The organism is Psychrobacter sp. 5A.1 (assembly GCF_030407455.1).
Classification (GTDB): domain Bacteria; phylum Pseudomonadota; class Gammaproteobacteria; order Pseudomonadales; family Moraxellaceae; genus Psychrobacter.
Map to the genome: position 1 here is coordinate 1 of NZ_JASDDJ010000084.1, position 10,953 is coordinate 10,953.

Consider the following 10,953-nt stretch of genomic DNA (forward strand, 5'->3'; position numbering starts at 1 on the left):
GTAGTAAGTCATTTTATCCATTATTTATACACAATAATCTACAGGAGAATACCAATGAATAACAATCTATCTCGGCTCAACAGCTGCGCTTGGTTTAGTGAACAGACTAAAGCTTTAGCCTCTCAGCTGTTATTCAGCTTACAAGTACAGCAAGGCGTACAACTGGCATCATTACTTGGTGTTGACGCTATTCTTTATAATGATGAAGCGATTTATGTCTGGGTGCAACGACAGATAGATGACGGTCTTATGATTGATGATTATGCGTTAAGTACCCTTGAAACTGCTTTTATAGAGTTGGTCACAGCTCATACTGACCAAGCAGCCTAGTCACTTTAGCTTATATTTACAGACTTCTTGTTTAACAAGAAACAATAACCCTTAAAGCCAGATAAAGTGTCATTATCTGGCTTTTTAATATAGACAAAGATAACGACAATCAAACAAGCCTTTTTTCAGTCTTATATGTTTCAGAAGACGCACTTTTGGGCAATATAGCTCGCTATTACCATACGTCTTTACTCAGTCGGCTTTGCACGCGGCACCCCAGCTATTTTATAATAAACAAAGCCTCTCTCATCTCTCAAAACACTCTTACTGTCTGCTCTAACGCACCAGCTGATTGCATCAGGCTGCTCTTTATTAACATCACAAGCCAAAATAAACTGCGCACTTTGAGCATTATTAAAGGCCTGTTTCCAACCCGTTTCAAGCTCATCGATGCCGCGCTGTAGCTCTGCTTGCTGCTGTCTCATTTCTGCAATCTCATCAAAGCTTGGCACATACCAAAAGATCAGGGCCACAAGGCTTATTATCACAGCTGCCATACAGGCGGCGGCCACTGCTGCTATCCTTTTAATACTCATGGACTCAATAGACTTGTAAATCTTATCCAAGTCTTTTTCAGCCTCCTCTTTTACTTCTCCAATCCGCTTTTTTGTAGCGGTCTCAAGCGCCTCAATATCGGTAATAATCTGCTTATGACCAGCTTGGTACTGATTGGTAAAGAGTGCAAGACTGTCCGCACTAGCGCCAAGCTTATCAGCCACCGCTTGCATGGTAATCACTTGCGCCTCTATGCTGGCGTTTTTAGCAGTGACGACCGCCTGTACAGCCGTATCAATCTGCTGTTTCATATCGGTGATGATACCCGCTATTTTGTCATCATAACGACGCGGCATTTCAGTGTCAGTAAAGGTGGTCACTGCCGCTTGAAGCTGCTTTAATACAAGTTCTTGATACTGACTCAATGCCTTCGAGGCACTGCTTGCGCTACCATCCAGCTTTTGAGTAACTGAAGTCATCTCATCTATCTTGGTATCGATACGGCTAAGAGAGTGATCAAGGCGCGTTGCCACTACATCGTCAGCTTGTCCAATCAGTGCTCGCAGAGCTTCGATCACAGGTTTGAGTCTGGTCACGAGATTAATAAGCTCGTCGTGAATGTCCTGCTCATTGCTATTGTCTTTATTCATGGGATGCTCATTATCATAATGCCGCCTAAAATGGACGTGGTGATGGGTAGCGGCGTGTTTGTGCTTGTTCATGCGCTTGGATAGCGCTCTTCGTTTTTTGCAAATGATCTGTCACGGTTTGCGTGAGCGTTGCCGCATCTATGGTGATAGCAGGAACGTGCTCAAAGCGCTCATTGATCTGGGTTAATACCTCGACCTTATCTTGATTGTCAGGCAAGCGCTCAAGCTGTTGCCACAGCGATGTTGCTGCCTTCTGCACCTGCGTTGCAATTTTTTTGGCATCGGTGTCTCGTAAACTCTTTTGTAGTGTCGTAAAGCTGTCAGCGCGTTTTAGAGTGGTGAATATAAATGCTTGTGCGGCAACCGCCTCAGCCGCGTTGATCACTTCGATCGGTGCATCAACGGCCTTAAAATCAAGGGTATCAACGCGGTCACGCACCCGTACCACTAAATTGTCAAATCGATCTCGATATGCTTTGGTCTCATTGATTCGCTGACGCTTAAGAGATGCCTGCTGCCGTCTCTGTTGTAAAGCTACTCGCCGCCTGATTAAAGCCTCCTCTCGTGCGCGCTCAGCCTCTTCCTTAAGCTTTGCTTGCTCATGTGCTTTATTGAGCTGGTGGTGAAGCACCATCGTACGGTTGCGCCAGTCATCAAGCCGATCTGCGTTCAATTGAGTGGTCTTGGTACGGGTAATCTCATCGTATAGGTCATCATCTTGCACAATCACAGCTTCACTTTGATCCAGTAAGGCGATACGCTGCTCATAAAACGGCGACAGGCGCTGATAGGTTTTTTGACTGGTATTAATTTGCTGCTTTAACTGTTTGATGTCTTCATTATTTGTGGTCTTAAACGCTTTAACATCAGCGGTCAATGCCGTTAAACGAGTGTAAGCATCCGCGTCTACCTCTACTGCTTTTAACGTACTGAGCGCCTCACGCTCTTTTTCAAGGTATTTAAGGCGCTCAACATCCAGATCTGCAAATGCGGCAAACTTATGATAAGTGTCCATGTTATTGGTGACGTCTATCTCTTGTAGATCCGCAAACGCTTGATCCCACTGTAAGGATAAGTCGGATTTTTCAATATCAATCTCATCAAGTGCTTTAAAGCCAGTCGCCAGTTTATTCAGCTTTGCGGCAAATGGTTTTAGGGTGGCCTTTAACCCTTTGTAGTCAGCAACGACTTCATTATTAAGCGGGATCAGCTTTTTTAGCACCGCTTTATTGTTCAGCACTATTTTATCAATCTGTGACAGTTGCTTCTCAAGACTTGTAACGGCGCGGCCCGTTTGTAAGGTGTCGTCTTGTCTAAACTGCTCAACCAACGCTAAAGCCTCATTTAGAGCCTCGCTTTTCTCTTTTGTGTTTATTTGCTTGGTAAGCTCAATCATTTTTTGGCGGGACGTGCTGTAATCCTGTCCCACCTCTTCGGTGAACCTCGGTGTGCTTTTAATATTTTTGTCAATAGTGATGGTCTGTTTAGACTGGTGTGCTAACTCTTCATGCAGCCTATCAATGGTTGAGAATAAGGCGCTGCGTACCATCTTTTTTTGCTGCTCAAAATCGTCTGAGATCACTAAAAGCTCATCAAGTACGTCATCATTGGCCGCATCACTATGAGTCTGACTGTCCTTTTTAAGGGTAGCGGGTGTCAGTTCAGCGGCGGGATCCACCAAGCGAATGTTACTAAGCTCAAGTCGCGCAAAGGGTTTACGCTTTTTATAATGCACTGTAACGCCATTAACCTCTTGTGCGTTGCTCTCAAGATCAATGCGACCCTTGTCGTCATACTCAATTACCAGACCATTTTTTTCGATGTAGGCATTGATCTCATCAATTGTCTCGTTGTATTCATGAATCACTGAGCGCTTACCTTTTAAGACATCCTTATACAATGACTTGCCCAGTTTCATTTTTGGTAAACGATTAATGCCCTGCTCACGGTACGATTTCTCATTGATCGCTTTATTCTCAGGCAATAGCTCGTTAGCCATATCCGCCCAAAGGGTGCGTTGATATTTAAGCTCATCACCGCGCCCATTTAGTCCTTTGGATAGCCGCTCACCGGTTGACCACTGTGTCCAATTCTTACGCTTCGATAAGACATAACCTTTATCCGCATCCGCTAATACTTCACGGCTTGAGAGTAAAATATGGGCATGAAAGTTACTACTGGTCAGCTCAACCACTTCACCTTTCCCCACATGTTTCTCATGACTGTGGGGTCGATGGATGGCCACATCGACAAGCACATTATAGCGATCAGATAAGGTTTGAGCGTAGCGCTCGACCAGCACCATGCGCTGATCAGCCGTGATCCCCTCAGGAAACATCATGTCAATCTCAGTACCCAATTGCGCGTTTTTACGAGTCTCAATACGTTCGATATCATTCCAAAACCCCTCACGCGTTACCGCCAAATCCCCAGCAAGAGTTGGCGTTATCAACGCCGTATGCATCACATTTTTCTCAATAACTTGCGTGTATTTAGTACCATCACTGTCCACTAAATTTAAGATTTTGTCTTTAGCTTTACTGGTGTAATCGTGGACGACTCCTGACTGCTCATCAACCAGTTTTGAGCCAGAATTATAAGCCGACTTTGCCACCACGCTATGATTTTTCGCCTTACTAACGGCGCTAACCGACAGATGAAACCCTTTATTATTCATAGCAAAAAAACCCAATATTGAGAGATGATTTTTTGGGGGTTGTAGGGGGTTCGCCCCCTGCCGAACGACGGAGTTTATGTAAAAAAACAGTACCCCTTGTGGGTCTTTTTTACACAAACTCCTAAGTTCGCTCTTAACAGAGGGTTAAAATACTACTGCGCCCACGAAACAATGTGGTCTTGTGTATTTTACTACCTTGCATCCCTATGTGTACACTGCTAGGATCAACTCTATCATAGTTGACTAGAAAAGGATGAGATAATGTCAGTAATATCAGATGATCTATTCGCAGATAAGATAAAGCAGTTACAGGCTATTAAAAAAGAAATCAATCAGGACAGACTTGAGGCACATCAGGTGTTGGGGGAATGGTTAGCCAACGCATTAGACGATGATGACAATCATGAACTACAAGCTATATTTTTAGACGCCCATGATAATGAAAGGTACGTTCGTTTAAAAAAGCACCGTGAGTTTTTAAAATCAATCGCTCATAAGATGCAAAGTGAGGCTAAGGAAACACCAAGCAGCTTTACACCACCTAAAAGCAGTCAGGACAGTGACCACGGTTCATTGCTTGATGCTTACTCATCAGCACAGTAGCTGCTAGAAATCGCCTAATTGAAGGTACAGCTGGATCGTCTACTAATTAGCGAAAGGTTAGGAGACGGTTATCGGCTGTTTTAAGCGTTTTAGAATAGCTTTAGCTACCATCGTATCGGACAGAGCGTAAAACGTATATAAGAGTGGTTTCTAGGCTTTTTAGCAACGGTTTGATAAGTGTTTACAGATGTGTCGATAATGGCTACTGAAAATGAAGACAAACTATCTACAAAAAATGAGACTGATATTGAGAATGTGAAAACAGGGTTGTCCAGAATGACAGACGAAGATATTCAAAATATCTTTGACCATGCTTTTGAAGATCTTCAAAGATCTAAGCTTGATCCGAACCATGCGAACGTGGAATAACATTAAGTAAATGGACAATTGCATTCTGAGCTACTGATCAGTTTTACAAGTGATTGGTCGATCAAATTATCATCTTAAATCCGTCGGTTTTTTGGTTTTTTCCTTATTATTTAAAATAAAAATATATTTTTTACTTTTAAAAACTTTTAAAGACTTTTAGACAGTCTGTAAGCTTTGCTATTAAAGGGTTACGCACTCTATTATGCTACTTTTATCCCGCATTATGCTACTTTTATCCCGCATTATGCTACTTTTATCCCGTTTAAATGCTACTTTTATCCCGCATTATGCTAGTATCTTAAAGTAACTAGCATAATGAGGTTGTCATAATGAATGATGTCGAGCTATACGAAAAAAAATATCCTGAAAAATGGATTGTTATGCAGAATAAAATTACTCAAGCTTTTAGAGAGATGTCTATTGATGAGAAGCGCATCATTATTCTAGCGAGCCCATTGGTTAGGGTTAATAATGCTACTGAAAAAACACCGATAGAGGTTGCGTCTTCTGAATTTGCTAAGCTTAGCGGAATAGATAGAAACTCGGCTTATAAGCAAATGAAATCAGCTAGCAAAAAATTAATGAAGCGTACATTCATTTATGAGGATAAGGATGGTGATGATACAGAGGTTCAATGGCTAATCAGGTCGAAATATGCAGATGGCTATATATCGATGCATTTTACAGATGAGGTAATATACTTACTTCAGGTTTTTGATAAGCTCAACCCTTACACTAAATATTTAAAAGAAGATATCTTAAACCTCAAATTGACTTACTCGTTAGACCTTTACCATCTAGCAAAAAAGTCTGAGGGGAAGGGTGGTTTTTCTATGACTTTAGATCAATATAGGCAAGAACTTGGCACGCCTAAGTCGTATGAGCGCATCAACAATTTGAAAGAGAATGCAGTTGATGGGCCCATAAAAGAAATTAATCAGAAAACCGACATCAAAATCACCTATGAAAACATCAAACGTGGACGCACAGTTACAGGTTTGACATTCACCGTCAAGGCCAAGCCAACTAAGAAAAAAGGACAGGAGGGCCTAAATCAGAATAATGAGGATAGAGATATCCCACCTCTAACCGTTAAGCAAATTGATCGTTTTGCCCCTTTGTTGGCTAACTACTCACCGTTTGGTAGTTACGCACCATCAGGTAAAAGCACTCAAGAAGTTATTAGTTGGTTACACACTCAATTAAGAGATGAGGCTTTTTTAAAGACCCACAAAAAGCACTTACTGGCGATAGGCTATACGTTCCCTAAGCAGAAATCATAGCAAAGAAAAAAAGAGTAATTGAGCTAGCGTAGCCTATACAAATGGCTTATATTATATGTACATAAATAAGCTAAAAGTGATGTTATGACGACAACTAATTATAATATTAGGCTCGATCAAGAGCTAAAAGAAAATGCTTTTTCGGTATTTGAAAGCTATGGATTAACACCGTCTCAAGCGATCAAATTATTTTTGACCCAAGTGGCGCAAACCAATAAAGTGCCACTATCTTTTGAGTATCAGAAAGTAGCAGCTGTCAGTCAAGATGAATTGCCAATCTATAAAGAGCATACTGATTGAGAGAAAAGATGAGTATTAGATTTGAATGGGATGAACAAAAAAACATCACCAATCAGTGCAAACACCGTTTATCATTTGAGGCAGCTACCCGGGTTTTTTAGATCCTTTATGCCTGCGTCAGCAAGACAGGTATGAAAATGGTGAGGAGCGGTGGCAGGCGCTGGGTACAATAGACGGCACAGCAGTCTTATTAGTAGCCCATACGCAGACAGACATAGATGGTGGCGAGGTTATACGCATTATCTCGGCTAGGCGTGCCACAAAGAGTGAGAGGAGGCAATATGAACAAGGTTAGCTATCAAATAGACGATTTACCACCACTAACGGCAAAGCAACAAGCGGACTTAGAATATTTAGCAACGCTTAGTGATGACAATATTGATTTATCAGATATTCCAGAAGTTACGGATTGGTCAAACGCTATCCGTGGCAGTATTAAGCCGCAAGCGTTCTCTGCTGAAGCGAGCGTCATCAACCCAAGTATCATTGCCAAGTTTAAGGATAGAGCCAAGCAAACAGGTGGTGACTATCAAGAAATGATCAATAATGCGCTAGAAGAATACTTAGCGGATCACTAACTATAATTTAATGACCGTGACCTCAAGATCACTTGAGGTTTTTTTATATTTTGTATTGTAGTATATTGTAAATTGTATTATACTACATACATAATATACAACAATTACATATTTATTCATACAAAATTAAGGACGATGATGATGGCCATCACTATTCAGCAAATTCATGCTACTGCCGACCAATTGCAAGAACAAGGAATTAAGCCAACATTAGCTGAGGTGCGTAAGGCTTTGGGCGGTGGTTCATTCACAACCATCAGTGAGGCGATGAAGTCTTGGCGTCAGGATAACCAAGAAGAAGAGCAGCTCAGACAGGTTGAGCTACCAAGTGGTATCACTGAGCGCTTACAAGCGCTTGGTGCGGATATGTGGCAGACGGCCATTGATATCGCTAATGATCGCTTGGTGAAAGAGCGTGAGGCACTAGAGAGTATTAAGGCCAAGGCACAAGCTGAAACAGATGAGGCGCAAGAGGCGGTTAAAACGCTAGAGAGTGAACAAGCCGATTTGTTGGTACAGCTCGATGAAGTCACAGCAACGGCAGAGGCAGCAGCAATCAGTACAGCTCAAATGACTGCTGAGCGTGATACGCTGTTACAGACGCTCAGTGATACTCAGCACGCGCTTGAGCTTGAGCAAGCTAAAACAGATGCAGCCCAAGTGCAACTTGCAGAGCTACACAGCAGCTTTGACCAGCAAGCAAAAGAGCTTAACGTCAACTTATCAAAAGTGGCCACGCTTGAAGCCACTGCTCATAGCGATAAAGCAGAAATTTCACGTCTGCAAATAGAACTGACCGCGACTAAGGATGAGCTAAAGAAAGTCACTACTGAACGCAATGAGATAGCGACTGACACAGCAGAGGTTAAAGGGGAGTTAAAGGCCATAATCGCTGAGCGTAACAAACTATCAGGACTCAACGATCAGTTGACTCAAACACAGGCTAAGCTTGAAGCTGAGCATAGCGTATTGAATAAACAATATAGCGAGCTATCAAGCCGTCATTTATCAAAGCAGGAACAAGTGACTCTGTTACAAGATCAACTTAAGAAAGCACAAGATGCTCTAATACTTATTCAAAACAAAGATAATACTTTGGATGCTGACTAAATAAAAGTATTCGAGGTTTCAGTTTAATTAGGATTTCAAGATAAAGAACAGTTATAAGTTTGGGAGGTAGTTTACCCAAGGCATAGATCTCGTTCTATTCACACTAAGCTTATGAATCAACCATGACAATATCGACTCACTGAATAAGTGACTGCTGTATAATAACTATTCTAAATTTTTCTCTGGACTCTTATAGTATATAGCCGAGTGGGCTATATACTACTTAAATTAGCCTAAGTGAATTTATGCTGATTTTGGAGCCTTGAGCAGATTTCAAGGAACACTCACCCTAAAGCGATTATGAGTAGATAAAATACTCACAATCGCTTTAGTGCATTCCTTGGATTTGATGTGATTAGTCATGCCGACTTCATCGCCCATCGCGTCATCAAGACCGTATCACTGTATCAAGCTACGGTTGTTAAGATTACGGCTGATAGCACCGCCTAGACACGCTCTTAACCGCTACTGTGCTGTCATACGCTAGCAAGGGCATAAACCCAATATACCGCTACGATATGCACGAGTAACCACTCATTGCGTTGCTCAATATGTCTAGAACCCCCTGTCGAGAGCTTACCCCTGTGTCAAACGCAGTCGTCGCCGAGGCCTGCCACCCATTTGACGGGTAACGGGTACAAAGAGAGCAGCACAAGGATGTAACGAGCGAACAAGCAGTTTTTAAAATGTATAGTGAATAAGGTTGATATGAAAGCAGTTTTTGGATAAAATGCACCTACACGGGCATTTAATGCTGTTCAAATAACGCACTGCGTATGCTTATTTGTTCGTTACAGGGTGTTGACGCACTCTGTAACCGTTAGCTACATTAAAAACTAAATGCCTCTAGGAGTCAACTCCCAGAGGCATTTTTTTGTTTAGTCTTTCGATATGACTCTGGTAAATCTTTAGGTGCTATCATAATCAACTTTCTCAAGTACTTCAAATCGCTTTGAGAGTGTCATAATCTCTCAAAAAACCATCTGAACCGCCTCAGGTTTTCGGAGACTAAACAGTCTTAGAGAGTACGACGAACTCGGGGTGGTTTACCCATACGCTTTGAGCTAAGCCACATCTTCATGAGCGTCGTTTCGTAATTTGTCTTGTAATGCTAGCAATCCAAAAATTTCTCAGTTTTGCGCCAGAAATGTGCAGGTAGTGCACAAGCGGTATCATGTGGCATCTTAAACGCGCTTGCCGATAATTCTTGTAATGAGTAATGATATCAGTAGTGTCTATTTCTGACTGATCAAATCATGAAAGGTTAAATACACCCTGATGTTAAGCACAAAAAAACCCAGCAATGATAGTAAGATCACTACTGGGTTGGAGAAAAGCAATAAATATGTTGTGCTGACTTCTCAGGTCTTATTTATCATTCATAGCAAGGTAGATATTACGATCTGATGCGGATGCGTCATCCACATATTTTGAATCACGCCATGTCGTATAAGCATAGACACCACTGTATGGGCTGATACTGTTCTGACGGAAGTCAGAAATCCAATCTGTACCATCGAAAATTTGAATATGGCCATGTGGACGCTTTGATGAGCGATCATAGACAATAACATCACCTACTTGGGTTGGCATATCATTGCTGATTTTGCTGAAACCTGCTTTATCAAGTGTGCCACGAGTAGCGTACTGATAGGCTGAAGGATTTGGAGTGAACTCATAACCAGCTGATTGTAGTGCTTTACGTACGTAACGGGCACAGTATCCAGAGCTGCTAGATAGAGCCACTCGTGAAGCGCGAGCAGCAGCGATAGCGGGTGCTGAATTGCTATCAGGGATAGTATTGACTTGCTGCTGTTGTCTTTCAGCATATAAGCGGCTACTTGATAACGAAAGCTGTTTCTCTTTTTGTTGAGCCTGCGCACTTAAGTTGCTAATTGCTTGACTGATTTCATCATTGCTAGAAACATAAGCACCACTTTTGGTGCTATAAATATTTTTTGACGAACTGTAGTTTGATGCCGCAGAAATATTGGTTATATTATTACTTGTTTGAAAGGTCGTTACAGCAGCAGTACTCGTTTGTGCTATGCCCATACCCAGTACTGACAAAATCAATAAGGCCTGTTTCATAAATCTAATACCTACGGTTAATTCAAAATGGTCTGTTGTCCATAACAGAGCAGTCAATTAAATCTCAACAACTCAAGAATATACACATTGTGGTGACTAATAATTATGCTGCAAACCCTTATTCCATAGGCGGCCGGCATTATCAACGATTTCGCTAAAACCTTATAAATTTATTGGAAGTCAAACTGTTAGCCAAAACACAAATCGGACTTTAGCATAGGCTGTAAAGCATGTCATCACTAATAAAAATCTGATAAAAGCTCTTTTTAAGCTTATAAAATGATAAAAAATACCTATTTTATAATGTAATTTCGTGTAACATTTATAGAATATAGCTGACCAACCTGACAACAATATCTCCTGTTTGATAAGCAGAAAAAAACGTTTGAGGATTAAATCCTTAATTTAGATTTAATCCTCAAACGTTTTTTTAGTGGGTGAAGTAATTATGCTATATAGGGTTTAAC

10 protein-coding genes and 1 pseudogene are annotated in these 10,953 nt (G+C 41.5%); 8 read left to right on the top strand and 3 right to left on the bottom strand.

Annotation, left to right across the window (positions count from 1 at the left end; genetic code table 11):
- The first annotated feature begins 54 nt into the window (after positions 1-54).
- Complete coding sequence (locus QL982_RS13365; protein ID WP_045448311.1) at positions 55-330, top strand: hypothetical protein; 276 nt, start codon at positions 55-57, stop codon at positions 328-330.
- Positions 331-518: 188 nt separating this feature from the next.
- On the opposite strand, the gene QL982_RS13370 is transcribed toward QL982_RS13365, so the two are convergent.
- Together QL982_RS13370 and QL982_RS13375 are read right to left on the bottom strand one after the other, a co-directional pair.
- On the bottom strand, positions 519-1,475 hold the full coding sequence (locus QL982_RS13370; protein ID WP_201615423.1) for a hypothetical protein: 957 nt from the start codon (positions 1,473-1,475) through the stop codon (positions 519-521).
- A gap of 25 nt (positions 1,476-1,500) precedes the next feature.
- Positions 1,501-4,152: a MobA/MobL family protein gene (locus QL982_RS13375; RefSeq protein WP_060492331.1), complete on the bottom strand. Its 2,652-nt coding sequence runs from the start codon at positions 4,150-4,152 to the stop codon at positions 1,501-1,503.
- Positions 4,153-4,413: 261 nt separating this feature from the next.
- Between QL982_RS13375 and QL982_RS13380 the strand changes: the two genes are divergently transcribed.
- The 7 genes and pseudogenes from QL982_RS13380 to QL982_RS13410 all read left to right on the top strand — a co-directional run bounded on the left by QL982_RS13380 (position 4,414) and on the right by QL982_RS13410 (position 8,395).
- A complete protein-coding gene (locus QL982_RS13380) occupies positions 4,414-4,755 on the top strand; it encodes a hypothetical protein (RefSeq protein WP_045448302.1) in 342 nt (113 codons plus the stop codon).
- Between the two features lie 198 nt (positions 4,756-4,953).
- Complete coding sequence (locus tag QL982_RS13385; RefSeq protein WP_157292455.1) at positions 4,954-5,124, top strand: hypothetical protein; 171 nt, start codon at positions 4,954-4,956, stop codon at positions 5,122-5,124.
- Between the two features lie 329 nt (positions 5,125-5,453).
- Positions 5,454-6,407: a replication initiation protein gene (locus tag QL982_RS13390; protein ID WP_045448300.1), complete on the top strand. Its 954-nt coding sequence runs from the start codon at positions 5,454-5,456 to the stop codon at positions 6,405-6,407.
- An 84-nt stretch (positions 6,408-6,491) separates the two neighbouring features.
- Complete coding sequence (locus QL982_RS13395) at positions 6,492-6,707, top strand: type II toxin-antitoxin system RelB/DinJ family antitoxin (RefSeq protein WP_045448298.1); 216 nt, start codon at positions 6,492-6,494, stop codon at positions 6,705-6,707.
- A gap of 8 nt (positions 6,708-6,715) precedes the next feature.
- Positions 6,716-7,002: pseudogene (locus tag QL982_RS13400) on the top strand (BrnT family toxin).
- Entirely contained in the window at positions 6,989-7,285 is a 297-nt protein-coding gene (locus tag QL982_RS13405; protein ID WP_045448295.1) for a hypothetical protein, read from the top strand. Before QL982_RS13400 ends, QL982_RS13405 begins: the two are co-directional and overlap by 14 nt.
- Positions 7,286-7,426: 141 nt before the next feature.
- Entirely contained in the window at positions 7,427-8,395 is a 969-nt protein-coding gene (locus QL982_RS13410) for a DNA-binding protein (protein ID WP_060492332.1), read from the top strand.
- A 1,368-nt stretch (positions 8,396-9,763) separates the two neighbouring features.
- Here the strand turns inward: QL982_RS13410 and QL982_RS13415 are convergent.
- Positions 9,764-10,486, bottom strand: coding sequence for a CHAP domain-containing protein (locus QL982_RS13415; protein WP_060492333.1), 723 nt, complete (start codon positions 10,484-10,486; stop codon positions 9,764-9,766).
- Positions 10,487-10,953 lie beyond the last annotated feature (467 nt).